Below are 24,023 nucleotides of genomic sequence, written 5' to 3' on the forward strand. Positions count from 1 at the left end.
CGCGCCGCCCTTCGTCGCCCCACCCCGGAAGACCGTGTGCCATGAGCGAGGAAGCCACCACGGAGCCGCCGTCCGGCGGCACGAGCGGACGCCCTGATCCAGCCACCGCCCCGCCCGCCCCCTCCGACGCCCCGAAGGGCGCGCCGGAGGGCGAGCGGCCGGCCGGGGTGGAGCAGGACGGACCCGTCAGCGAGTCCGACGCGCTGCGTTCCCTCCAGGAGGGCACCGCGGCCGAGGACGCCGAGCGGTCCGAGGCGCTGAAGGCCGGCGCCATCGCCGACCTCATCGCGCAGCGCCTCAACGCCGACGCGTCCGGCACCCGGATCGGCACGCTCGCGCTCTTCAACGACACCGTCAGCTTCGGCGGCGGATTCCACAGCGGTGGATCCGGCCGTCCCTCCCGTGGGGGCGGCGGCTCCGTGCTGCCGCTCACCGCCGCCGAACTGACTGACCACACCGAGCTGTTCGTGCCGCCCGACGGGTACGGCTCCGCGCTCGGCCTGCTCCGTGAACGGCACCTCCTCGTCCTGACCGGGCCCTCCGGCAGCGGGCGCGAGGCCACCGGGGTCAATCTGCTCGCCGAGGCCCTGGCGATGGGCGGCGCCGAGGGCGGCGGGATCTGCCACCGGCTCCTCGACCCCGCCGCGGTCCTCACGCCCGGCTGGGAACCGCCCGTCGGGAACAGCGGCTACCTGGCCTTCGTCGAGGACGGGCCCACCGGGGCGCGGGGCTTCGAGACGCTCCCCCGGCTGCTGCACGCCGTCGTCGCCGCCCTGCGCGACCGGGGCTGCCACCTCGTCCTCACCGGCGGCCAGGACCTCGCCGTCGCCGTGCGGGGCGACGGCGGCGAGACGGTCGCCGCGCACGCCCTGACGCCCGTCGATCCCCTGACCGTCCTCGAACGGCGGGTGCTCGGCCACGGCGGCAGCCGGGAGGACCGCGCCGAACTCCGTGCCCGGCTCACCGCCGGCGGGGTCGTCGCCGCCCTGCGGGAGATGCCCGCCGCCCGGCACGCGGCCCGGCTGGCCGCCGACATCGCCGCGGGCCGGGACGTGGCGGCCGCCGCGGCCGCGCTGCGCGACCCCAGCGAGCAGGTGCGGACCTGGTTCGACCGGCACCGGAACCCGGAGACGGTGGCGTTCGCGCTCGCCGCCGCCGTCCTGGAGGACAGCGGGTACCTCACCGTCGCCGAGGCCGCCGTCAAGCTCCGGGCCTCCCTCACGACGCCCGAACCCGCCCCGCCCGACGTACGGTTCAGGGACCGGCTCGGCGACGAACAGCAGTGGATCCGGCTCGACGCCGACGGCCTCGGGCAGCCCCGGGTCCGCTTCCGCAACGCGATGCTCGGGCAGGTCGTCCTCGTCTACGCCTGGACCGGCCTCGACGGCTGGCGCGAGCCGCTGCTCGCCTGGCTGCGCCGGCTCCTCGACCACGGCGACCTGGAGGTGCGCGCCCGGGCCGCCGTCGCCGCCGGGGTCCTCGTCTGGGTCGACCACCACTACGCGGTGCACCGCTTCCTCACCACCTGGGCCGCCGGGGAGTCCTGGCCGCTGCGCCAGGCCGCCGCGACCGCGCTCGGCGTGGCGGGCAGCCGCGCCGACTCGGCCGAGGCCGTGTGGGAGGTGCTGCACGGCTGGGCGCGCGGCGGAAGCTCCGTGCGGCAGCGTCGCCTGGCGGGGACCGCCGCGAACACGGCGGGCGGGCTCCTCGGGCGCGCGGCCCCCGAGCGGGCCGTGGCCGTGCTGCGCGACGCCCTGGACCGGGACGACGACTGGGGCACCCTGCCCTCCGTGGCCTGGGGCGGCGTCCACCTCCTCCACCAGGGGCAGGCCGGTCCGCTCCTCGACGCCTACCTGAAGTGGTCCGAGCCGCAGGACCTCTCCCCCATGGTCGTGAAGTCCCTCTCCGCCTTCCTCTTCGCGGCCTCCCGGCCGTACGAGAAGACGGCCGGCGGCCCGGCGGACGGCGTCCCGGGGGTGCCGCTGCTGCTCAGCGGGCTGCCCGCGCACCGCGAGGCCGTCGGGGAGCTGTGGGCGCGGTCCCTCGCCCGCCGCCCGATGCAGGACACCGCCCTCCTCGCGCTGCGCGACTGGATCGACGTGTACGCCGACCGGGGCGGTCCCGGCACGCTCGACGCCCTCGGCGGCCTGCTCCGGGACGTCGCCCGCAGGCCGGGCTCGCACCACGAGCGGCTGGTGTGGTGGCTGGACAAGTGGGCGCACGACCGCGAACGGCCGTCCCGCAACGCGGCCCGGCTGCACCGGCACCTGACCACCCGTACGACCCGTACGACCCGTACGACCTGATCCGCGTCCGTACGGCCCCGTACGCGACCGGGACGCCGGAGGGATCCGGACCTCGGGAACGACCGAGGTGTCCGAGGCATTCGAGGCATCCGAGAAAGGAGGAGGAGCCCGTGGAACAACAGACCTACGACCCGGTGCTGTCCAGCGAGACGCTTCCCAGGTGGCGGCTGACCAGACCGGTGCGGCCGCCCGAGCCGGGCCGCGCGCTCGTCCTGGTCCGGGACGGCGGCCCGTCCCTCACCGTCCGGAGCGGGGAGGAGATCCCGTCCCCGCGCTTCGGCGCGTACACCGGGGTGTTCACCGTCGACATGACCGAACACCGGCTCGTCCTCGACATACCGCTGCTCAGCCGCGACCCCACGTTCTCCTTCCGCAGCCGGGTCGACCTGGTGTGCCGGGTCGCCGACCCGGCCCAGGTCGTGGCGCGCGGGATCCGGGACATGAGCGGGGCGCTCTTCGGCTACCTGCGCAAGACGCTGCGCGAAGTGGCCCGGGACTACGACATCGCCGAGTTCCACGGGGCGGAACGGGCGCTGAACACGACGGTGGCCGGGTTCACCGGCGACGACGCGATCCGTCTGCGGAACATCCAGGTGGAACTCCTCGTCGACGAGGACGAGATCGTCGGCAGCGGGCGCGAGTTCCGCGACGTCGTACGGGAGACCCGGCTCTCCGGCATGCGGCGCGAGCGCCACCTCGCCATGATCCGCGAGGAGGGCGTCGACGGCCTGATCGCCGAGATCATGGAGAAGGAGGGGCCCCGGGCCGCGCTCACCTGGATCGAGAAGAACGAGGCCGAGAAGAACGCGGTCCGGCGCGAGATCATGCGCCTGGTCCTGGAACGCGGCGACGCGGACCGCGAGCCCTTCGAGCAGGCCGAGCTGGAGCGCGCCGTCCTGGAGGAGGTCCTGCGCGGGGGCGACGGGCTCTTCGACGGCGCGGCCCGGCGCGGGCGCCTGCGCGGCTCGCTCGCCCGCGCCACGGACCCTCCCCCGGCCCTCGGTCCGGCGCCGGACGACGAACCGCTGCGCGAACCGCTGCGCGGCGAGACCTCCGGGGGCACGGACCGGCCCCGTTCCGGCGGGCGGGGGCCCGGGGCGTACGGCTCCGAGCGCCGGCCGGGACGTGACGGCGGGCGCGACGAGCACGACGGCGGGCGTCGCGGACCGGCTCCGCGCGCCGCCGGACGTTCCGGGCCGCCCGAGGACGAGCCCCTGCCGGACGCCGGTACGGGCACGCGTCCCGGGCCGGGGCCGGCGGAGCCGGGAGCCGCTTCCACGAGGCCCGACGGGCCGTCCGGTACACCGTCCGCGGACCGGCCGGGGCCCCGGGTGAGCAGGGTGCGGGGCACCACCAAGCGGGACACCCACCGACCCGGACCCGACAGGGAGCGCTGATGACAGACCAGGAACACAGGGCGAGGCACTCCGCCCCGCCCCCGCATCCCCCCGGTCACCGGCCGCCTCCGCCGGCGCCCCCGGGACCGCCCCCCGCGCCCGTGCCGGAGAGCGGGCCGGCCATCGGGCCGGGCCCCGCGGCTTCGAAGGGACCGGCGGGCCGGACGCTGCCGCGCCAGGCGGTCTGGACGCCGCCGAAGAAGCTCGTGGGCCTCCAGGCGCTCTCGGTGTGGACCGAGCAGGTGTCCGGCCTGGGCGAGGACGCCGAGCCGTTCGTCGTCCACCACCTGGGGACCCACCAGGGCATGATCGCCGTGTTCGACGGCTCGGGCGGCGCGGGCGCCACCCCCACCTGGCAGGGGCCGGACGGCGTCTGGCACACCGGGGCCTGGGTCGGGGCCCGGGTCGCGCGCCTGGCCACCGACTGCTGGTTCCACGAGGTGGCCCTGGGGGGCGAGGACGCCACTCCGGAGAGCCTGCACGAGTACCTGACCTGGTTCCTGGCCAAGTCGCCCCAGCGGCGCAGCAAGATCGGCGGCACCATGCGCCGCCGGCTGCCCACCACCCTCGCGGGCGTGCACTACCGCTTCCGCGAGGAGAACGACACGGTCGAACTGCGCCCGCTGTGGGCCGGCGACTCCCGTGCGTACGTGCTCTCCCCCACGAGCGGACTGCACGTCCTCACCCGGGACCACACCAGGGAGAGCGACGCCCTCGAACTGCTCCGCACCGACCCGCCCATGACCAACGTGGTCTGCGCGGACCGGGAGTTCACGGTCGACAGCCAGCACATCGCCTCGTTCGCCCTGCCCTGCGTCCTGGTGGCGGCCACGGACGGCTACTTCGGCTACGTGCACACCCCCGCGGACTTCGAGTACCTGCTCCTGAGCACCCTGCGCGAGGCCGGCAACGAGTACGAGTGGGCCGATCTGCTGCGCCGCAGGGTGCAGGAGTACACCGGGGACGACGCCTCGCTCGCCCTGCTGGCCCTCGGCCACCAGGACTTCGCGCACGTACGGAGCCTCTACGAGCCGCGCTTCGCCGACCTCGCCGACCGGTACGCGCGGGGCCGTCCGAGGATCCTCGACCGCGCCCCCCGCCCCGGGGGCGAGGGGCCGGGAGGCCCGGAGGGCGAACGCGAGACCCACGCCCGCGTCCGTGCCTGGCAGGACCAGAGCTGGCAGACCTACCGGGCCGGATACGAGACCTACCTGCCGCCCGCGGCCGAGGAGTACCGATGAAGAAGGGCGACACGATCGCGGGCTACCGCATCGTCACCGATCCCACCAACGCCAACGGCGGCAAGTGCATCTGGGCCTTCGCGGAGAAGGACGGGGGACAGTACTTCATCAAGCGGTTCCTCGAACCCAAGCGCCCGCGCGACGACGCCGCCGACTCGAAGAGCGTGCGCATCCGCCGCGAGGTCGCCCGGGAGTTCGAGCAGCGGCACCGCAGGATCATGAAGCGGCTGCGCCCGGACGCACTCGGCGGCGGCAGCCTCGTCCTCGCCACCGACTTCTTCCACGAGGGCAGCACCTACTACAAGGTCACGGAGCGGATCGACACCTCCAGCCTGGACCGGCCCCAGAGCCTCGAACCGCGCCAGAAGACGGTCCTGCTCAAGACGCTCGGGTCGAGCCTCAAACAGCTCCACGACACCGGCACCGTGCACGGGGACCTCAAGCCGCTGAACGTGCTGATCCAGAAGCGCGAGGACGCCGCCTTCCACTCGGCGAAGCTGATCGACTTCGACGACTCCTACGACTCCGGGAACCCCCCGAACCCCGAGGACATCTCGGGCGACTCCGTGTACGGCGCCCCGGAGTGGCGGCGCTACCTCCGGGGGGACGGGGCGGCCGGTCCGGAGGACCTCACCTGCGCCGTCGACGTCTTCGCGCTCGGGCTCATGACCCATCTGTACGTGACGGGTGAACTGCCCTCTTACGACGCGCGGTTCGGCTCTCCGGCGGACGCCGTGAACGCCGGGGAGGAGCTCCGGCTCGACACCCGCCTCTCCGACGAACTGCTCGGCCTGCTGCGCCGGATGACCTCCGCCGACCCGCGCGCCCGTCCGACGGTCTCCGACTTCCTGGAGGCGCTCGTCGATCCCGGGATGTGCGCGCTCCAGCACCGCAGGCCGGGCACGACGGCCCCGGGCGCCAAGCCGGCCGCGTCCGCGCCGCCCTCCCCGTCCGCCCCTCCTCCCGTCTCCTCGGAGAAGCCCGAGGAACGCCGCACGAGCCGCATCCGGTCCACCTTCGGACGCCGCGGGGAGACCGACGCGCGCCCCGCGGCCACCCCGGCCGGCCCCGCGCCCGCGCCGCCCTCCCCGGCGGCCCCGGCCTCCGGGGAACCGGCACCGGCGCCCGGACCGGCACCGGGCACGTCCCGCGTCCGCATCAACCTCGGCGGTCGCCGCGGCGACCGCCGTACCCCCTGACAAGGAGAAACACCCATGAACGACGCCCGCGGGCAGTACCAGGGCAATCTGCAGTACGCCGTCGACATCGCCCTGTGCATCGACGCCACCGGCAGCATGCACCCCGTCCTCGACACGGTGAAGTCGAGCGCCCTCCAGTTCCACCAGCGGCTCGACGACGTGATGGCCAAGAAGGGCAAGTCCATCAGCCAGCTGCGGCTGAAGGTCATCGCCTTCCGCGACTTCGGCGACGACCCCTCGGACGCCATCGAGGAGACCGACTTCCTCCACCTCCCCGCGCAGGCCGAGGAGTTCGAGCGGTTCGTCAGCGGGATCGACGCGGGTGGCGGCGGTGACATCCCGGAGTCCGGTCTGGAGGCGCTGGCGCTCGCGATCAACTCCCCCTGGGAGACCGGGCTCGACCGCAGGCGCCACGTCATCGTGATGTTCACGGACGCGCCCGCGCACGCCCTCGGGACGGTCGGGGCGGACGCGTCCACGTACCCGGCGCACATCCCCCGCAGCATGGACGACCTCTTCGAGCAGTGGGGCTACGCCCGCAGCCAGACCTCGGTGATGGAGCAGTCCGCCAAGCGGCTCGTGCTCTTCGCTCCGGAGGAGGCCCCCTGGTCCGACCCGATCGCCGAGGAGTGGGACCTCACCCTCCACTTCGCCTCCAAGGCGGGCGAGGGGCTGGAGGAGTTCGAGATGGACGAGATCATCGAGACGATCGCGAACAGCCTGTGAGTCTGGAGTGGGACGGCTTCCGCCTCTTCCTGGGAAGTGAGGGGCTGGTCTTCAGCTGGGCCGGCGGCGGGTACCTGGAGGCCGGGGCGACGAACTGCGTCTCGGCCCTGATCCACCCTCCGGGAGAGGCGGGCGGGCGCCACCGGCTCGTCTTCCGGTTCCGGTTCCCCGGCACCGCGGCGGGGGCCGAGTCCGTCGTGGTCCGCGTCGACGTGCCGCCCGGCATGGTGGATCCGGCCCAGCGCTTCGTGGACCTGCTCTGGAGGGAGTACTCGGTGCCGGACCGGGCCGGGACGGAGGACGGGGCCGGAGCGGGACCCGAACCCGCGGCGGAAGCCGGACCCGGGATCCCGTTCGGAACCGAGGAGGCACCGGCCACGACCACGGACGCGGGCACGGGCACGGAGCCGGAACCGGAGCCGGGGTCCGAGGGAGAGGCGGGAGCCGGGGCGGTCACGGGCGAAGCCGAACTGGCGCGGGTTCCCGACGCGCCCGGCTGGATCGTCAGCCCCGCCGGACCGAGATCGGAAGAACTCTTCCGGGACGTGATGACACGCCCGGCCAACAGCGACCGCTAGGAGGGCGGCAGAGGTGGCGGGCTCGGCCAACTGGAAGTGCGCGGACTGCGACATCAACAACGGACCGGAGGCCACGGCCTGCGTCATCTGCGGGTCGACCCGACGGGCTCCGATGCCGCGGCCCGCCGCCCCGTCGCGTCCCGCGGCCAAACGCCCGTCACCCGCGCGTCCGACCGGCGACTGGCAGTGCACCGTGTGCCGGGCCACCAACGGCGCGCGGAACCTCAGCTGCGTCGGCTGCGGCAAGAGCTGGAAGACGAGCGGCGGCCCGGCGCCGAAGAAGACGACGACCGGACCGGCGAGGCCCAAGCCCGACGCCGCGAAGAAGACGGCCACCGCGAAGGCCGCACCGCCGAAGGCGGCGTCGTCCGGGACGGCGTCGGGGCCGGGGCCCGCGAAGAAGGCGGCCCCCCGGAAGACGGCCACGCCGCGGACCGGCACCGGCGGCGGGGCGGGCGGTCGGCCGACGGGCGTCTTCTACCCGCCGACGGGCGGCACCGGATACACCCCGGCGCCGCCGCGCACGACGACACCGCCTCCGTACATCCCGCCCGGTCGCACTCCTCCCGGGTACGCCCCGCCCGCCCGCCCCCCGGGGCCGTACCCGAAGCCGGCGAAGAAGTCACGGGGCTGCCTGTTCGGCTGCCTCGGCGTGGTGGTCGGGCTCATGCTGCTGGGGGGCGTGCAGAGCCTCGTCACCGGAGCCCTGGACTCCGCCGGTCCGGACGACGCGAAGCCGTCGGCGAAGCCGGGCGGGACCGGCGCCGCGTGCCCGTCCCGGATCGCGTCCGCGCTGCCGGGCGGCGGGGGCGCCACGCTGGTCGACGCGTTCCGCACGGACGAGCACCGGATCACCCTCTGCCGCACGAAGACCGGAAAGATCTACTACTACGGCGAGTTCAGGGACGGGCGCGAGACGGGCATCGCGATGCCCGCGAAGAAGACGGACGACGGCTACGAGGCGAACAACCGCCCGTACCGCTACGTCATCAGCGGCGACACCGTCAGCATCTACAAGTCGGGCTCCCGGATCGGCCGGGAGGTGCTCACCCCGGAACCCTCTCCGAGCTGAGCCCCTCTCCGGCCCGCCGGAACGGGCGGTCGTCGGGGGCTGCCCCCGTCCCGGGACCTCGCACGCCCCGGCCCCGCGCGGCGGGCCCCGCCCGTCGGGCATGATCTGCGGAAAGGGACGGAGCAGCACGGGACGGCGCGGGGGCGCCCTTCCGGATCGCCGACGGGGGGACGCGGCATGGAGTGGGGAACGCTGGCCGCCACGCTGGGCGGTGGTCTGATCGCGATCGCGGGTACGGTCCTCGCCGACCGGCTGCGCACCCGTCAGGAACACCGCCGGGGCCTCCAGGAGCGCCGCCGGGACGTCTACACGGAGTTCATCGCGGCGGCGGGCGCGGCCCACACCGAGCTGCGCCGGCTCGCGCAGGACGGCGCCGGGGCGGGCGGCCTGGAGGAGGCGAGCCGCTCGGCGCTGACGGACGCCCGGGTCTACGAGGTGCGCGAGCGGCTCTTCCTCGACGCCAGCGCCCGGATCGCGGGCACGGGCCAGACCATGTTCGAGCGGCTCCGCGCCCTCCGGAGGGCGGTAGCCGCGGGCGCCGGCGTCTCGACCTCCGCGTTCCACGAGGTCTACCACCCCTATCTGGACGCCGTGTGGGCCTACCGCGAGGCCGTCCGCGCCGAGCTGGAGGGCCCCGCGCTCGCCCCGTCCGACTTCGGCTGGTCCGCGTGGGACGGCCGCGAGCGCTGCCCGCACTGCGCGCAGGGCGGGGCGGGCGCGGCACCCGGGGAGCGCCCGTAGCGGGGCGGAGACCGGGGGGCCGGGGCGGCCCCCGGCGGGGCGGGGACCGGGCCGGGGCGGCCCTCGGCGGGGCGGACACCGGGGCAGGCCGGTTCGGACGCCGTATGCGGGAAAGGGAACCTACGGCCCGTGCCCCCGATCCCCGGAGGAGACCGTCGATGACGCCCGGCAGCGTGACAGAGCAGACCGACGCGTGGTGGAAGTCCGCGGTCGTCTACCAGATCTACCCCCGCAGCTTCGCCGACTCCGACGGCGACGGCATCGGCGACCTGGACGGCGTCACCGGCCGTCTGGACCACCTCGCGGACCTCGGCGTGGACGTGGTGTGGCTCTCGCCCGTCTATCCGTCGCCGCAGGACGACAACGGCTACGACATCAGCGACTACCAGGACGTCGACCCCGTCTTCGGCGACCTGGCGGCCTTCGACCGCCTGCTGGCGGCGGTGCACGAGCGCGGCATGAAACTGATCATGGACCTGGTCGTCAACCACACCTCCGACGAGCACCCCTGGTTCCAGGAGTCGCGCGACCCCGGGAGCCCCAAGCGCGACTGGTACTGGTGGCGCCCGCCGCGCGACGGCGGCGAGCCCAACAACTGGGGCTCGTTCTTCTCGGGCCCGGCCTGGACGCGCGACCCCGCGAGCGACGCGTACTACCTCCATCTGTTCTCGCCGAAGCAGCCCGACCTCAACTGGGAGAACCCCGAGGTGCGCGGGGCCGTGCACGCGATGATGCGGTGGTGGCTGGAGCGGGGCGTGGACGGCTTCCGGATGGACGTCGTCAACCTCGTCTCCAAGGACCCGGCGCTGCCCGACGGGGAACTGCGCGGCGACGGCCCGTACGGCGACGGGTCGCCCTCCTACGTCTGCGGCCCGCGCATCCACGAGTACCTCCGGGAGATGCACCGGGAGGTGATGGCCCGGTACCCCGGCCGGCTGCTGACCGTCGGGGAGATGCCCGGCGTGACCGTCGAGCAGGCCCGGCTGTTCACCGACCCGCGCCGCGCCGAACTCGACATGGTGTTCCAGTTCGAGCACGTCGGACTCGACCACGGCGCCCACAAGTTCGACCCGCGACCGCTGCGGCTGACCGACCTGAAGGCGTCCCTGGGCCGCTGGCAGACCGGCCTCGCGGACGTCGGGTGGAACAGCCTGTACTGGAACAACCACGACCAGCCCCGCGTCGTCTCCCGGTTCGGCGACGACGGCCCCCGCCACCGCACCCGGTCCGCGACGATGCTCGCCACGGTGCTGCACCTGCACCGGGGCACTCCCTACGTCTACCAGGGGGAGGAGCTGGGCATGGCCAACGCGCCCCTGCGCACCATCGAGGACTTCCGGGACATCGAGTCCCTGAACCACTACGCGCAGGCGCTGCGCGCGGGGGCGAAGCCCGAGGAGGTGCTGCCCGGACTGCGCGCGATGGGCCGGGACAACGCCCGCACGCCCATGCAGTGGGACGCCTCCCCGCAGGCCGGCTTCACCACGGGCACGCCCTGGCTGCCCGTCAATCCGGACCACACCGAGGTCAACGCGGCCGCCGCGTACGCGGATCCGGATTCCGTCTACCACCACTACCGGCGGCTGATCGCCCTGCGCCACGGCGAACCGGCCGTCGTGCACGGCGACTTCACCATGCTGCTGCCCGAGGACGAGCGCGTGTACGCCTTCACCCGCCGCCACGGGGGAACGACGCTGCTCGTGGTCGGCAACTTCACGGGCGACACCGTGGCCGTGGACCTCCCCGGCGGCTGGGAGGACGCCGAACTCGTCCTGGGCAACGGGCCGTCCGCCCCGCCGCGGGACGGACGCACGGTCCTCGCGCCCTGGGAGGCGAGGGTGCACCGACGGGTCGTACGGGGCACAGGCGGCGCGACCGGTGCGGGCCGCGGCGCCGATGATCCGCGCCTGCCCGGGTAGGCGCGGCCCATGACCGTCTACGGATTCCACGCCTCGCACGAACAGGTGCCCCCGGCCGACCTCCTGGCCGCGGCCGTCCGCGCGGAGGAGGCCGGCTTCGGCGCCGCCATGTGCTCGGACCACTTCTCGCCCTGGAGCGTCCGGCAGGGCGAGTCGGGCTTCGCCTGGTCCTGGCTCGGCGCCGCCCTCCAGGCCACCGACCGCATCCCCTTCGGCGTCGTCAACGCACCCGGGCAGCGCTACCACCCCGCGATCGTCGCCCAGGCCATCGGCACCCTCTCCGCCATGTACCCGGGCCGCTTCTGGGCGGCCCTGGGCAGCGGCGAGGCGTCCAACGAGCACATCACCGGCGACCGCTGGCCGCGCAAGGACGTGCGCAACGCGCGGCTGCGCGAGTGCGTCGACGTCATCCGGGCCCTGCTGCGCGGCGAGGAGGTGAGCCACGACGGCCTGGTCACCGTGGACCGGGCCCGGCTGTGGACCCGGCCCGAGACCGTGCCGCCGCTGATCGGCGCCGCGTGCAGCGAGGCCACCGCGGCCTGGTGCGCCGAGTGGGCCGACGGGCTCATCACCGTCAACGCCCCGCACGAGCGGCTGCGCCGGATCGTGGACGCCTACCGCTCCGCCGGCGGCGCCGGCGAACTGCGCCTCCAGGTCCACCTCAGCTGGGACCCCGATCCGGACACCGCCCTCGCCGTCGCGCACGACCAGTGGCGCACCAACGTGCACGGGCCGCCGGTGAGCTGGGACCTGGACACGGCCGAGCTGTTCGACGGCGTCAGCGAGCACGTCACGCCGGAGCGGGTCGCGGAGGCGGTCAACGTCTCGGCGGACCTCGGACAGCACGCGGCCTGGCTCCAGGAGTACGCCGACCTCGGCTTCGACACGGTCATGCTGCACCACGTGGGCCGCGAACAGACCGCGTTCCTCGACGCGTTCGGCGACAAGGTGCTGCCCCGGCTCGACGCCGCCCCGGCGGGGCCCGCGGTCGTGGAGGACGCCCGATGAGACTGACCAGGACCTCCGACCTGTGGTGGAAGAACGCCGTCGTGTACTGCCTGGACGTCGAGACGTACCAGGACGGCGACGGGGACGGGACCGGCGACTTCGCGGGCCTGACCCAGCGGATCGACCACCTCGTCCGCCTCGGCGTCACCTGCGTCTGGCTGATGCCGTTCTATCCGACCCGGGAGCGCGACGACGGCTACGACATCACCGACTTCTACGCCGTCGACCCCCGGCTGGGCACCCTCGGGGACTTCACGGAGTTCGTGCGGACCGCCCGCGACCGGGGCATCCGGGTCATCGCCGACCTGGTCGTCAACCACACCTCCGACCAGCACCCGTGGTTCCTGGAGGCCCGCTCCAGCCGCACGGCCGCCCGCCGCGACTGGTACGTCTGGTGCGACGAGCCGCCCGAGGACGGGCCCGACGACGTCGTCTTCCCCGACGCCGAGACGAGCCCCTGGGAGTACGACGAGAAGACCGGGCAGTACTACCTGCACCGCTTCTACAAGCAGCAGCCCGACCTCAACGTGGCCAACCCCGCCGTGCGCGACGAGATAGCCCGCATCATGGGCTTCTGGACGCAGCTCGGGCTGTCCGGATTCCGCGTCGACGCGGTCCCCTTCCTGCTGGAGACCGACGGCCAGGAGGACGCCGGCCGACTGCCCGACCCGCACGAGTACCTGGCCGACCTGCGGGCCTTCCTCGGCCGCCGCAACGGCGAGGCGGTCCTCCTCGGCGAGGTCAACCTCCCCTACCCCGACACCCTGCGGTTCTTCGGGGACCCGGAGTCCGAGCGGGGCGACGAGCTGACCATGTGCTTCGACTTCATCGGCATGCAGAAGATGTACCTGTCCTTCGCCCGGGGGGAGGCGGGACCGCTGGCCGCCGCGCTGCGCGAGCGCCCGGAGGCCCCGCGCGACGGGCACTGGGCGACCTTCGTCCGCAACCACGACGAGCTGACGCTCGACAAGCTCGACGACGACGAGCGCGCCGAGGTGTTCGCGGCCTTCGGCCCGGACGAGGACATGCAGCTGTACGGCCGGGGTCTGCGGCGCAGGCTGCCGCCCATGGTCGGCGGCGACCGCCGCCGCGTGGAGCTGGCCTACAGCCTGCTGTTCAGTCTGCCCGGGACGCCCGTGCTCTTCTACGGCGAGGAGATAGGGATGGGCGAGAACCTCGCCGCGGAGGGCCGGCAGGCCGTCCGCACCCCCATGCAGTGGACGGCGGGCGAGGGCGCCGGGTTCTCCACCGCGCGGGACGGCGACCTCCCCAATCCGATGGCCGAGGGCGCCTACGGGCCGGGCCGGGTGAACGTGCGCGACCAGGCGCACGACCCCGGCTCGCTCCTCACGCGCGTGCGGACGCTGGTCGAGCGGTACCGCGAGGCCCCCGAACTCGCCTGGGGCCGCACGGAGGTGCTCGACGTGGACGACCCCGGCGTCCTGGTCCACCTCAGCTCGCTCCCCGAAGGGGCGGTGCTGGTCCTGCACAACCTCTCGGCCCGGCAGACCCGCGCGACCACGACCGTGCCCGGCCTGGAGGACGGCCGCACGCTCACCGACGTGTTCACCGGCGACACCGTCGAGGCGTCGGCCGGCGGCCGCGTCGGCGTCGCCCTGGCACCGTACGGCTACCGCTGGCTGCGGGTGGACACCCCGCTGGACGACCCGGAACGCACGACCGTCGTCTGACCGGGCCGCCGGAGGCCTCTTCCGCCTCCGCGCGGGGCGCGGCCCGGTCGTACGGTTCAGGCGGTGGGCCGGCGGCCGGTGGTGGAGCCGAAACCGAGCCAGGTGTGGCGGTTGTTCCACCAGCACCAGCCGATCTTGGGGGCGTCGCGCCGCTCGCGGCCGTCGCGGCCGGTGCCGTTGCTGATCCAGATCGCCGGGGTGCGGGCGTCCCAGGAGCCGTCGGCCTTGCGCAGCCGGGAGCCGATGGTCATGAAGCAGTGGTTGCGGACGAGGACGTCCGGCGTCTGGAGCACCCAGTGCATGCCCTCGGTGAGCAGCAGGGGCGTGCGGCCCTCGGCGGCGAGGGCGGGAAGGGCCTCGTCGGGGCTCCAGTTGGACATGCGGTCGCCGCGGTCGACGCCGTCGACGAGGTAGAGCGGGCCGTCGGGCAGCTCGACGTCCGTCGGGGCGAAGAGGTCGACGTCGGGCATGTCGGTGACGACGAAGCCGGGCCGCTCGGCGTGGCGCAGCAGCGGGGCGAGCGCGGAGGCGGGGAGGGCGGCGGGGTGGACGGCGAGCAGGGCGCCCCCGGCCCCGCCGCCCGCTTCCGCGGCGAAGGACCGCACCTCGTCGGCGGTCAGTCCGGCGAGTGCGGGTACACCCAGGTCGATCAGCCGGTCCGCCTGGGCGGCGAGGGCCGGGAGCGGGGGCGGGAGCGGGGTGGTGTCGGGCACGTCGGATCCGTTTCGTGGTCGGGCCGGGAACAGGACGGGACGGAACGGAGGCGGGGCTAGGGCGCCACGACCACGCTGTAGATCAGGTACCGGTGGTCGGAGAGGTTGGCCGCGCCGGCCGGGGCGTCGGGCTCCACGTCGCACCAGCGGCCGGGAAGGCTGCCGAACAGGTAGTCGATCTTGACGTCGCTGCTGTGCGTCGGGCGCCCGGTCCGGGGCCTGGTGGTGCCCGGCAGGCCGGCCTGGTCGCATTCGGCGTACCCCGGCTGGCCGGTGCCGGTGGAGTACAGCTCGGCGGGCTTCCAGACCTTGGCGGAGGAGGCGCCGGCGTCGGGCGGCTGGGTGTTGAAGTCGCCGCCGAAGACGACCTGCGGGTGGTCCTCGACGACGTCCTTCACGGCGAGCAGGTGGTCGTCGCGGTAGTCGAGGCCGGGGAAGTCGTCGTCGGACTGGCTGCGCGGGAGGTGGGCGTTGCAGAGCCGGACCCCGAAGTAGGCGGCGGTGGCGCACTGGAACGGCGGGACCAGCTGGGTGCTCGGCCGGATCGTGGGGTACAGGGCCGGGTCCTCCAGCCCCGCCTTGACCACGATGGCGGTGCCGACGTCGTCGTCGGGGTCCGCGGGCTCGCTGGTGCCCGGTTTGGTCGCGCACGGACTGACCGTCAGGGTGCCCTTCTGCGACCAGTGGTACGGGGTGAAGTGGACGCTCCAGGCCGGGCCGAGCTGTCTGCCCAGCTCCTTCAGCGTGCTCTGGCAGACCTCCTGGAGCAGCATGGCCTGCACGTACTTCTCCGTGACCTGCCGCTTGAGCAGGGCGACCTTCTCGGCCGTCCGGCGCTCCGTACAGCCGCCCCAGCGGACGACGTCGCACATGTTCCAGCTGAGGACCTGGAGGTTCGTGCCTGCCGGTGGCGGCGGCGTGGCGGCCACGCTGCCGCCGGGCCCGATGCCGAGGACCATCAGTGCGACGCCGGCCGCGGCCGCCGCGAATCTGCGCATGTTCCCTCTTCCCCCTTCGGCCGGCTCCTCGGCCGGCCGTACGTGTCGACGACGCCGGGGAGGACGGGGCGTGGTCGTGCCCGGGTCTCCGGCGTCCTCCCCCGCGCCCGGGGGCCGGCCGCGCGGCGTCGAGCTCGACGCCGGTGCGGTCCTCGCCTCCCCGTGACCCGGGTGATCGCGTTCGATCATACGGCCGGAACGATCACCGGGCCCGGGATATGTCACGTCCTCGACGGGAGCCCGCCCGCCACCGGCGTCAGGCGGGTCGCCTGATGCTCTCGAAGATGCGGGCGAAGCCCTCCGCCCCGTGTCCCGCGTCGATCTGACGTCGGATCAGCTTCTGCACCATGGCGACCGCGTCGGTGCCGACGCCCTGTGCGGAGCCGGCGGCCAGGATGTCGCCGAGGTCGGAGAACTCCAGGCTCTGCTGTCCCTCCACGGTGTAGTCCCCGCCGTCGATCACCTCGGCGAACTCCTGGAAGGAACCGGTCATCGCGGTCAGCCAGGGCGCGGCCATGGCGGCGAACTCACCCGCCGTCACGCCGGCCGGCGCGACCATGGCGGCGCCGTGCATGAACCCGGCGAACATGACGTACATGCCCGCGAGCAGGGCGAGGTCGTACAGGGACGCGAGGCCGGCGTCCTCGCCGAAGTAGGTGCTGGTCCCCCACAGGCCGAGCAGCGGCTCGTACCGGTGGAAGACGTCGGCCGACCCGCTGTAGAGGACCGAGGAGCCGGGTCCGCCGATCATCTGCGGTACGGCCATGATGCCGCCGTCCAGGTACGCGATCCCGGCCCGGCCGGCCCAGGCGGCCAGCTCTCGCGACTGCTCGGGCGAGGTGGTGGTCACGTTGACGAGGGTCCGTCCGGCCAGCTCCCGGGAGAGCGGGTCGAGCACCTCGTGGACCGACGCGTGGTCGAAGAGGCAGACGACCACCAACCGTCCGGCCCGGACCGCGTCCGCGGCCGTGGCGGCGGCCCGCGCGCCCCGGGCGACGAGGTCGTCCGCCTTCCCCGGCGACCGGTTCCACACCGTCGTCGGGTGACCGGCCCTCACCAGGGCGTCCGCGAGGGCGCCGCCCATCGCCCCCAGGCCGAGCACGCTCACCCGGACGCTTCCGTTCTCGTCGCCGTCGTGGTCGCCGTTGCCGTCGGTCGTCATCCTCGGGGCTTCCCCTCGTGTCCGTCGCTCGTGTGCTCCGCTCGGTTCCGATCCTCTCCGCCCCCGGTAGGGTTGACCAGTACGGACTAATTAGTGGGGTACTCACTTCCGGGTAAGTACGGTGCGGGGGAGGGCGGATGACGACATCGGCACGGCGCGGTCCCTATTTCTGCGGGGTCAACGCGGCGATGGACGTGCTCACCGGCAAGTGGAAGGCGCCGATCCTCTGGGAGCTGCACGCCCACGGGACCCGCAGGTTCGCCGAGCTCCGGCGCGGCCTGCCGGGCGTCAGCGAGAAGATGCTGGTCCAGCACCTGCGGGAGATGGAGGAGGACGGGCTCGTGCACCGCGAGGTGTATCCCGAGGTGCCGCCGAGGGTGGAGTACTCCCTGACGGAGCACGGCGTCTCGCTCAACGCCGCCCTGGACTCCCTGGGGGACTGGGGCGCCGAACGGATGCGGCGGATCGGCGCCGAGAAGATCAGCGTCGACGCCGGGTAGCCGGCAACGCGACGAAGGGGCGGGACGGTCACGCCGTCCCGCCCCTCCGCCCTCCCGGCTCAGCCCTCCCGCGGCTCCAGCCGCAGCGAGATCGAGTTGATGCAGTACCGCTGGTCCGTCGGGGTCGGGTAGCCCTCGCCCTCGAAGACGTGGCCCAGGTGGGAGCCGCAGCGGGAGCAGCGGACCTCCGTGCGGACCATGCCGTGGGAGCGGTCCTGGATCAGTTCGACCGCGTCGGAGTCCTTCGGGTCGTAGAAGGACGGCCAGCCGCAGTGCGACGAGAACTTCTCGTTCGAGGTGAACAGCTCCGCGCCGCACGCCCGGCAGGAGTAGACGCCCCGGGTGGTGGTGTCGGTGTACTCGCCCCGGAAGGCGGGCTCGGTGCCCGCCTGGCGCAGCACCTGGTACTCCGCCGGGGTCAGCTCCGCACGCCACTGCTCGTCCGGCTTCTCGACGTCGTACGCCATGGGCTCGCTCCCTCTGCTCCGCACTACTTCGACAGGTGGTCCAGGATGCGCGGGCCGAGGTCCGTGACGTCGCCCGCCCCCATGGTGAGAACGAGATCGCCGGGTCCGGCCATTCCCTCGATGATCTCGGGCACCGCGCCCTTGTTGTGGACGGGCGTCACGTCGGCGCCGGCCTTCCGGGCGGCCTCGACGATCAGCTCGCTGGTGACGCCCGGGATCGGGTCCTCGCGGGCCGGGTAGATGTCGAGGACGACGGAGGCGTCCGCGAGGGCCAGCGCGTCGCCCATCTCCTCGCCCAGCTCCTGGGTGCGGGAGAAGAGGTGCGGCTGGAAGACGACGAGGAGGCGGGAGTCCCCGGCGGCGCCCCGCATGGCCTCCAGGTCGGCGGTCATCTCGGTGGGGTGGTGCGCGTACGAGTCGATGACCTGGACGCCCTTCGCCTCGCCCTTGAGCTGGAGGCGGCGGCCGACGCCGGTGTAGGCGGTGAGGGCCCGGGCCAGCTCGGCCGGGTCGATGCCCACGCGGGCGCCGGCGGCGAGCGCGGCGGCGGCGTTGTGGGCGTAGTGGCGGCCGGGGACCGAGACGGTGAAGGTGTGCTCGGTGCCGTCGAGGGCGACGGTCACCTCGCTCTTCATGCCGTTTGGGACGATCTTCAGGATGCGGGCGTCGGAGTCCTCGGACTCGCCGACCGTGACGATCCGCAGGCCCTCGCGGTCCGCGACCCGGCGGGCCAGCTCGCGGGCGCCGGCGTGCTCGCCGACGACGAGGGTGCCGCCGGGGCGGATCTTGGCGGTGAAGGCCTCGAAGGACTCGTAGATCTCGTCCAGGGAGGCGTAGTTCGCGTGGTGGTCCAGCTCGACGTTGAGGACGATCGCGACCTCGGGGTCGTACTTCTGGAAGCTGCGGTCGCTCTCGTCGGCCTCGGCGACGAAGACCTCGCCGTCGCCGTGCAGCGCGTTGGTGCCGGGACCCGCCAGGTCGCCGCCGATGGCGTACGAGGGGTCGAGGCCGAGGTGGGTGAGGGCGACGGCCAGCATGGAGGTGGTCGTGGTCTTGCCGTGCGTACCGGCGACCGCGATCGCGCGCAGGCCGTCCATGAGGGAGGCGAGCGCGTCGGAGCGGTGCACGACCGGGATGCCCAGCTCGGCGGCGCGGGCCAGCTCGGGGTTGTCGGCGCGGATGGCGCTGGAGACGACGACGGCGGAGGCGTCGTCCGCGAGGTGCTCGGCGGCGTGGCCGATGTGCACGGTGACGCCGAGGGCGCGCAGGGCCTCGGCGGTCGCGGACTCCTTGGCGTCGCTGCCGGCGACCTTGGCGCCGCGCTGGGCGAGGATCTTGGCGATGCCCGACATTCCGGCACCGCCGATGCCGATGAAGTGCGGCCGTTCCATGGCGGCGGGAATGGCGGGTGCCATGTGGATCTCTCCCCGGGTCTGCTTCGTCAGTGCCTGAAAATAGGTCCCCACGGTTGAGTGTGGGGGCGCCACCAGCCTAGTCGCTCGTGGTGCGCGCGCCCGGCGGGGCACGGCCCGGCCCGCGCCCCCCGCACGGGACGCGGGCCGGTCCGTCACCGCTCGGTCACTCGCTGTGCGCGAAGAGCTTGAGCACCGGGACGCCGACCTTGTGGCGGGCCCGGGAGGCCCAGTCGCGGTGGAAGAACTCCTCCACGTAGTGCGGTGCGGTGAGGACGATCACCTCGTCCGCCTCCGCCTCGTCGACGACCGCCTTCATCCGGTCGAGCGGGTGGTCCTCGACGACCTGGCCGACCGCATCGCAGCCGGCGTCCCTCAGCGCCCGGAGCGAGTGCTCCAGGGCCTGCTCGGCGGGGGGCCTGGCCTCCCTGCCCTCCGGTTCCTCGCCCTCGCGGGCCGCCTCCTTCAGTTCGCCCATGGCCACGTCGTCGATGGCGCGCAGCAGGACGTCGGCCTGGTCACCGCGCGGCTGCATCAGAACGATGAAGGACACGTCCTCGTCGCCGTGCAGCGTGGTGACGAATTCCACGTCGACGGACGTCAGGGGCTTCTCGATCATCAGAACGCTTGTGAACACTTCGGGAGCCCTTCTGCGGAAACCATCCTTCCCCGTGTTCGCACGGGGTCTGCGACAGTAAGTGTGCCCGGCGGACGGTAAGCGGAACGATGAATTCCGCGATTGTCAGATCCGAAGGTAGCGGGTGAAGAGGAAGCCGTCCCGCTCCAGGACGGAAGCCACCTGGAAGCGTGTCGGGACGGCCACCGGGGGGCCTCCGGCGATCCGCTGGGCGTGGCCCGCCGTCATCGTGGGCGAGATCGTCAGGCACAGCTCGTCGAGGACCTCCGCCGCCACGAACTGGCCGAGCAGCCGGGGCCCGCCCTCGGTCAGCTGGCGCCGCAGGCCGCGCTCCGTGAGCGCCGCCAGGGCGCGGGCGGGGTCCACCCGGGGCCCGTCGCCCGCGAACAGCACCTCCGCCCCCGCCTTCCGGGCCGCCGCGACCCGCTCGGGGGGCGCCCCGGTCCCGGTGAGGACCAGGGTCGGCACCAGCGGCTCCGTGAAGAGCGGAAGCGAGAAGTCCAGGTCGAGCGAGGCGCTGACCACGGCGATCACCGGGGCCGGACCCTGCCCGGCGGCGGCGCGGCGGGCCGCGAAGGCCTCCCGCGCCCGGGCGGGGCGGTACCCCTCCAGGCGTACCGTTTCCGCACCCACCACGATCACGTCGGCGAGCCCGCGCAGGGTGCCGAAGATCCTCATGTCGGTCTCGGAGGAGAGCGGCTGGGAGCGGCCCTCGTGCTGGCCGGCGCCGTCGAGCGAGGAGACCATGTTGGCCCGCAGCCAGGACCCGGCGCCCTCCGGATAGGCGTAGGCGTCGGCGAGCGCGTCGAGGGACCAGTCCCCGTCCGCCGCCCCGGCCCCGGCCCCGTGGGCCGGTCCGGCGGGCGCGGCCGGTCCGGCGGGCGCGGTCGGCACGGCGGGCGCGGCCGGCACGGCGGATGCGGCCGGTCCGGCGGGCGCGGCCGGTCCGGCGGGCGCGGTCGGTCCGGCGGGCGCGGCCGGTCCGGTCGGTCCGGCGGATGCGGTCGGCACGGCCGCCCCGGCTGTCATGTCCGTCACAGGAAACAGGCGTCGCATCCAGGCAGTCTGACATGGCGCTTACAGTGGGGAACTGTGTCGACCCGTGCCCTCACCGAAGCCGTCCCCTCCGCGGCGGCCCCGCTCTCGCTCTGCTCCCGAGAGCCCCACGTACCCGCCGAGCGCCTCGTCGCGGAGATGGTGCCGCCGCCGCGCTTCGACTCCGTGCGCTTCGACACGTACATCCCGGACCCGAACCAGCCCAGCCAGACGCGGGCCGTCGAGGTCCTGAGCGCCTTCGCCGGGGGCCTGGGCGGGGCGCACGCCTCCGGCGCCGGGAAGCGCCGCTGGTTCGCGAAGAAGCCCGCCGCCCCCACCGGGCCGCGCGGGGTCTACCTGGACGGCGGGTACGGCGTCGGCAAGACCCACCTGCTCGCCTCCCTCTGGCACGCGACCCCCGCCGAGCCCGCCCTGAAGGCGTTCGGCACCTTCGTGGAGCTGACCAACCTGGTCGGCGCGCTCGGCTTCCAGCAGACGGTGAGGACCCTGGGCGGGCACCGGCTCCTCTGCATCGACGAGTTCGAGCTGGACGACCCGGGCGACACCGTCCTCGTCTCCAGCCTGCTCGGCAAGCTCGTCGAGTCGGGCGTGGCGCTCGCCGCCACCTCCAACACGCTCCCCGGCAAGCTCGGCGAGGGCCGCTTCGCCGCCGCCGACTTCCTCCGCGAGATCCAGGGCCTCTCCGCCCACTTCCGGCCGCTGCGGATCGACGGCGAGGACTACCGCCACCGGGGCCTGCCCGAAGCCCCCGCGCCCCACTCCGACCAGACCGTCACGGCGACCGCGTACGCCACGCCGGGCGCCTCCCTGGACGACTTCCCGCACCTGCTCGAACACCTGGCCAGGGTCCACCCGAGCCGCTACGGCGCCCTGACCGACGACCTCACCGCCGTCTGCTTCACCGACGTGCGGCCCGTGCCCGACCAGTCGACCGCGCTGCGGCTGGTCGTGCTGGCCGACCGGCTCTACGACCGCGAGATACCGGTCCTCGCCTCCGGCCTGCCCTTCGACCGCCTGTTCAGCGAGGAGATGCTGAACGGCGGGTACCGCAAGAAGTACTTCCGGGCGATCTCGCGGCTCACCGCGCTCGCCCGCGACGCGAAGGGGCTCGTCGCGCAGTAGCTTGGGGGCCGTACCCGATCGATCGAAAGGGATCCACCATGGCCACCGTGCGTCACGCCCACACCGTCTGGCAGGGCGACCTCCTCAAGGGCTCCGGCGTCGTCTCCCTCGACTCCTCCGGCATCGGTTCGTACGACGTCTCCTGGCCCGCCCGGTCGGAGGAGCCGAACGGGAAGACCAGCCCGGAGGAGCTGATCGCCGCCGCGCACTCCTCCTGCTTCTCGATGGCCCTCTCCCACGGCCTGGCCGGCGCGGGCACCCCGCCCACCCGCCTGGAGACCAAGGCCGACGTCACCTTCCAGCCGGGCGAGGGCATCACCGGCATCCACCTGACCGTGCGCGGCGAGGTCCCCGGTCTGAGCGGGGAGGAGTTCCAGGCGGCCGCGGAGGACGCGAAGAAGAACTGCCCGGTCAGCCAGGCGCTGTCGGGGACGGACATCACGCTCACCGCCGAGCTGGGCTGATCCCCCTCCTGACCCGGGGTCAGGACCCGCGCCACGCAGGACAGTCGCGGCCCGCATGGTTCACGCGCCACGGGAGTGCGTGATACACACGTGCGGGTCGCACGTCACACAGGCAGCACCCGACGTGCACGGAACGTCACCACCTGTCCGCCAACAGGGAGTTCGTTGCCTCATGTCCGCAACACGACGTCAGATCCTGTCCCGCACCGGCGCGTCCGTCGCCGGGATCGCCTTCACCGGCGCCCTCTCCGAACTCTTCGCCGGAAGCGCCTCGGCCGCCCCCGGCGGCCCTCCGTTCCGGGGCGGCTACGGCCCCCTCGTACCCGATCCCGGCGGTCTCCTCGACCTGCCGGCCGGCTTCCGCTACAAGGTCCTCTCCCGGCAGGGCGACCCCCTGCGCTCCGGCGAGGGCCCCGTCCCGAGCAACCACGACGGCATGGGCGCCTTCCCCGGCCACCGGGGCCGGGTGCACCTGGTCCGCAACCACGAGAACAGGGCCACCGGGAAGATCGGCGTCCCGACCGTCCCCGGCCTCACGTACGACCCGGCGGCCAGGGGCGGCTGCACGGCCCTCGAACTCGACGGCCGGAACGACGTCCTCGGCGAGCGGGTCGCCGTCGCGGGCACGGCCGTCAACTGCGCGGGCGGTCCCACGCCCTGGAACACCTGGCTGACCTGCGAGGAGACCGAGGACAAGGCCGGCACGAACGGCTACGCCAAGGACCACGGCTTCGTCTTCGAGGTCGACGGCGCCGACCCGCGCCGCACCGGAGCCGTCCCGCTCACCGCCATGGGCCGCTTCCAGCACGAGGCGGTGGCCGTCGACCCGCGCAGCGGGATCGTGTACGAGACGGAGGACGCCTTCGACCGGCCCTTCGGGCTCTTCTACCGCTTCCTCCCCCGCAAGCCGCTCGGCGGTACGGGCTCGCTGCGCGCGGGCGGCGCCCTGGAGGCGATGCGGGTCCCGGACGTCCCCGACCTCTCCCTGATCCAGGAGACCGGCGCCCGCTTCGAGGGCGTCGAGTGGGTCCCCGTACCGGATCCGCTCGCGGCCGGAACGCCCATCAGGTTCCAGGACTTCGGGCCCGGGGGCATCACCCACGCGCAGAAGCTGGAGGGCTGCTACTGGGGCGGGCGGGCCGTCTACTTCGTGTCGTCGTTCGCGCGGACCGGGGACGGCTCGGCCGCCACCCACTTCGGCCAGGTGTGGAAGTACGAGCCGCACCGGCGCCGGCTCACCCTCGTCGTGGTCTTCGGCCCGAGCACCGACATCCGGCTGCCGGGCGAGTCGCCGGACAACATCTGTCTGGCGCCGACCGGGGGGCTGATGGTCAGCGAGGACGGCGGGGGCGCGCAGCACGTCTTCGGGGTGAGCGAGCGGGGCGAGGTCTACCCGGTCGCGCGGGGGCGGCAGAACATCGGCACCCCGGAGGAGCCCGAGTGGGGCGAGTTCGCGGGGGTCACCTTCTCGCCCGACCGGAGCACGATGTACGTCAACTGCTACACCCCGGGGACGACGTTCGCGGTGACGGGCCCCTGGCGCCGCTGACCCGCACCCGGAGGTCGCGGGCGGCCCGGTTGCGGTGGAGGATCGGGGGCAGGAGGGCGGGACTG

Annotated in this window: 22 protein-coding genes; 15 read left to right on the forward strand and 7 right to left on the reverse strand. The window is 73.9% G+C overall.

Translation table 11 applies throughout. The features are described 5' to 3' along the window. Positions 1-41 precede the first annotated feature (41 nt). From ADL08_RS11360 to ADL08_RS11410, 11 genes are all read left to right on the forward strand, one after another. Complete coding sequence (locus tag ADL08_RS11360) at positions 42-2,306, forward strand: hypothetical protein (protein ID WP_053641970.1); 2,265 nt, start codon at positions 42-44, stop codon at positions 2,304-2,306. A gap of 110 nt (positions 2,307-2,416) precedes the next feature. Then, positions 2,417-3,703, forward strand: coding sequence for a hypothetical protein (locus ADL08_RS11365; RefSeq protein WP_053641971.1), 1,287 nt, complete (start codon positions 2,417-2,419; stop codon positions 3,701-3,703). 101 nt (positions 3,704-3,804) lie between these two features. Continuing rightward, positions 3,805-4,944 (forward strand): serine/threonine protein phosphatase, encoded by a 1,140-nt coding sequence (locus ADL08_RS11370; RefSeq protein WP_234352100.1) that lies wholly within the window; start codon positions 3,805-3,807, stop codon positions 4,942-4,944. Next, a complete protein-coding gene (locus tag ADL08_RS11375) occupies positions 4,941-6,143 on the forward strand; it encodes a protein kinase domain-containing protein (protein WP_053641972.1) in 1,203 nt (400 codons plus the stop codon). The genes ADL08_RS11370 and ADL08_RS11375 overlap by 4 nt, the downstream gene beginning before the upstream one ends. A 15-nt stretch (positions 6,144-6,158) precedes the next feature. After that, entirely contained in the window at positions 6,159-6,869 is a 711-nt protein-coding gene (locus tag ADL08_RS11380) for a vWA domain-containing protein (RefSeq protein ID WP_053641973.1), read from the forward strand. After that, positions 6,866-7,447, forward strand: coding sequence for a hypothetical protein (locus ADL08_RS11385; protein ID WP_053641974.1), 582 nt, complete (start codon positions 6,866-6,868; stop codon positions 7,445-7,447). The genes ADL08_RS11380 and ADL08_RS11385 overlap by 4 nt, the downstream gene beginning before the upstream one ends. 13 nt (positions 7,448-7,460) lie before the next feature. Further along, positions 7,461-8,519 carry a zinc finger Ran-binding domain-containing protein gene (locus ADL08_RS11390; RefSeq protein WP_053641975.1) on the forward strand — a complete coding sequence of 353 codons (1,059 nt, stop codon included), beginning with the start codon at positions 7,461-7,463 and terminating at the stop codon, positions 8,517-8,519. A gap of 177 nt (positions 8,520-8,696) precedes the next feature. Beyond that, positions 8,697-9,260 (forward strand): hypothetical protein, encoded by a 564-nt coding sequence (locus ADL08_RS11395; RefSeq protein ID WP_053641976.1) that lies wholly within the window; start codon positions 8,697-8,699, stop codon positions 9,258-9,260. 158 nt (positions 9,261-9,418) lie between these two features. Next, complete coding sequence (locus ADL08_RS11400) at positions 9,419-11,179, forward strand: glycoside hydrolase family 13 protein (protein WP_053641977.1); 1,761 nt, start codon at positions 9,419-9,421, stop codon at positions 11,177-11,179. Between the two features lie 9 nt (positions 11,180-11,188). Continuing rightward, positions 11,189-12,187, forward strand: a complete 999-nt coding sequence (locus ADL08_RS11405) for a TIGR03885 family FMN-dependent LLM class oxidoreductase (RefSeq protein WP_053641978.1) — start codon at positions 11,189-11,191, stop codon at positions 12,185-12,187. Continuing rightward, on the forward strand, positions 12,184-13,878 hold the full coding sequence (locus tag ADL08_RS11410; RefSeq protein ID WP_053641979.1) for an alpha-amylase family protein: 1,695 nt from the start codon (positions 12,184-12,186) through the stop codon (positions 13,876-13,878). Before ADL08_RS11405 ends, ADL08_RS11410 begins: the two co-directional genes overlap by 4 nt. Positions 13,879-13,934: 56 nt before the next feature. On the opposite strand, the gene ADL08_RS11415 is transcribed toward ADL08_RS11410, so the two are convergent. The 3 genes from ADL08_RS11415 to ADL08_RS11425 form a co-directional block, all read right to left on the reverse strand. Beyond that, positions 13,935-14,591, reverse strand: a complete 657-nt coding sequence (locus ADL08_RS11415; RefSeq protein WP_053641980.1) for a DUF5701 family protein — start codon at positions 14,589-14,591, stop codon at positions 13,935-13,937. Between the two features lie 56 nt (positions 14,592-14,647). After that, entirely contained in the window at positions 14,648-15,589 is a 942-nt protein-coding gene (locus ADL08_RS11420; protein WP_053641981.1) for an endonuclease/exonuclease/phosphatase family protein, read from the reverse strand. Positions 15,590-15,845: 256 nt separating this feature from the next. Then, the gene (locus tag ADL08_RS11425; protein ID WP_053641982.1) at positions 15,846-16,751 is read right to left on the reverse strand and encodes an NAD(P)-dependent oxidoreductase; all 906 of its coding nucleotides are present in this window, start codon (positions 16,749-16,751) and stop codon (positions 15,846-15,848) included. A 137-nt stretch (positions 16,752-16,888) separates the two neighbouring features. On the opposite strand from ADL08_RS11425, the gene ADL08_RS11430 reads away from it, so the two are divergent. Then, complete coding sequence (locus tag ADL08_RS11430) at positions 16,889-17,251, forward strand: winged helix-turn-helix transcriptional regulator (RefSeq protein ID WP_053641983.1); 363 nt, start codon at positions 16,889-16,891, stop codon at positions 17,249-17,251. A 59-nt stretch (positions 17,252-17,310) separates the two neighbouring features. On the opposite strand, the gene msrB is transcribed toward ADL08_RS11430, so the two are convergent. The 4 genes from msrB to ADL08_RS11450 all read right to left on the reverse strand — a co-directional run bounded on the left by msrB (position 17,311) and on the right by ADL08_RS11450 (position 20,796). Next, entirely contained in the window at positions 17,311-17,718 is a 408-nt protein-coding gene (gene msrB / locus ADL08_RS11435; protein ID WP_053641984.1) for a peptide-methionine (R)-S-oxide reductase MsrB, read from the reverse strand. 23 nt (positions 17,719-17,741) lie between these two features. Continuing rightward, positions 17,742-19,133, reverse strand: a complete 1,392-nt coding sequence (gene murC / locus ADL08_RS11440; protein ID WP_053641985.1) for a UDP-N-acetylmuramate--L-alanine ligase — start codon at positions 19,131-19,133, stop codon at positions 17,742-17,744. A gap of 163 nt (positions 19,134-19,296) precedes the next feature. After that, on the reverse strand, positions 19,297-19,767 hold the full coding sequence (locus ADL08_RS11445) for a hypothetical protein (RefSeq protein ID WP_053641986.1): 471 nt from the start codon (positions 19,765-19,767) through the stop codon (positions 19,297-19,299). A 105-nt stretch (positions 19,768-19,872) separates the two neighbouring features. Then, positions 19,873-20,796, reverse strand: a complete 924-nt coding sequence (locus ADL08_RS11450; RefSeq protein ID WP_234352101.1) for a pyrimidine reductase family protein — start codon at positions 20,794-20,796, stop codon at positions 19,873-19,875. A 63-nt stretch (positions 20,797-20,859) separates the two neighbouring features. On the opposite strand from ADL08_RS11450, the gene zapE reads away from it, so the two are divergent. From zapE to ADL08_RS11465, 3 genes are all read left to right on the forward strand, one after another. Beyond that, positions 20,860-21,945, forward strand: a complete 1,086-nt coding sequence (gene zapE / locus ADL08_RS11455) for a cell division protein ZapE (RefSeq protein WP_053641987.1) — start codon at positions 20,860-20,862, stop codon at positions 21,943-21,945. A 38-nt stretch (positions 21,946-21,983) separates the two neighbouring features. Further along, positions 21,984-22,409 carry an OsmC family protein gene (locus tag ADL08_RS11460; RefSeq protein ID WP_053641988.1) on the forward strand — a complete coding sequence of 142 codons (426 nt, stop codon included), beginning with the start codon at positions 21,984-21,986 and terminating at the stop codon, positions 22,407-22,409. A gap of 172 nt (positions 22,410-22,581) precedes the next feature. Beyond that, entirely contained in the window at positions 22,582-23,958 is a 1,377-nt protein-coding gene (locus ADL08_RS11465) for an alkaline phosphatase PhoX (RefSeq protein ID WP_053641989.1), read from the forward strand. Positions 23,959-24,023 lie beyond the last annotated feature (65 nt).

This window comes from Streptomyces sp. NRRL F-6492 (assembly GCF_001280125.1).
Taxonomy (GTDB): domain Bacteria; phylum Actinomycetota; class Actinomycetes; order Streptomycetales; family Streptomycetaceae; genus Streptomyces.

Coding starts and splice junctions, on each gene's coding strand:
- ADL08_RS11360 (WP_053641970.1), top strand. CDS start 42: ATGAGCGAGGAAGCCACCACGGAGCCGCCGTCCGGCGGCACGAGCGGA.
- ADL08_RS11375 (WP_053641972.1), top strand. CDS start 4,941: ATGAAGAAGGGCGACACGATCGCGGGCTACCGCATCGTCACCGATCCC.
- ADL08_RS11380 (WP_053641973.1), top strand. CDS start 6,159: ATGAACGACGCCCGCGGGCAGTACCAGGGCAATCTGCAGTACGCCGTC.
- ADL08_RS11395 (WP_053641976.1), top strand. CDS start 8,697: ATGGAGTGGGGAACGCTGGCCGCCACGCTGGGCGGTGGTCTGATCGCG.
- ADL08_RS11400 (WP_053641977.1), top strand. CDS start 9,419: ATGACGCCCGGCAGCGTGACAGAGCAGACCGACGCGTGGTGGAAGTCC.
- ADL08_RS11405 (WP_053641978.1), top strand. CDS start 11,189: ATGACCGTCTACGGATTCCACGCCTCGCACGAACAGGTGCCCCCGGCC.
- ADL08_RS11410 (WP_053641979.1), top strand. CDS start 12,184: ATGAGACTGACCAGGACCTCCGACCTGTGGTGGAAGAACGCCGTCGTG.
- ADL08_RS11420 (WP_053641981.1), bottom strand. CDS start 15,589: ATGCGCAGATTCGCGGCGGCCGCGGCCGGCGTCGCACTGATGGTCCTC.
- ADL08_RS11425 (WP_053641982.1), bottom strand. CDS start 16,751: ATGACGACCGACGGCAACGGCGACCACGACGGCGACGAGAACGGAAGC.
- ADL08_RS11430 (WP_053641983.1), top strand. CDS start 16,889: ATGACGACATCGGCACGGCGCGGTCCCTATTTCTGCGGGGTCAACGCG.
- msrB (WP_053641984.1), bottom strand. CDS start 17,718: ATGGCGTACGACGTCGAGAAGCCGGACGAGCAGTGGCGTGCGGAGCTG.
- murC (WP_053641985.1), bottom strand. CDS start 19,133: ATGGCACCCGCCATTCCCGCCGCCATGGAACGGCCGCACTTCATCGGC.
- ADL08_RS11450 (WP_234352101.1), bottom strand. CDS start 20,796: ATGACAGCCGGGGCGGCCGTGCCGACCGCATCCGCCGGACCGACCGGA.
- ADL08_RS11460 (WP_053641988.1), top strand. CDS start 21,984: ATGGCCACCGTGCGTCACGCCCACACCGTCTGGCAGGGCGACCTCCTC.
- ADL08_RS11465 (WP_053641989.1), top strand. CDS start 22,582: ATGTCCGCAACACGACGTCAGATCCTGTCCCGCACCGGCGCGTCCGTC.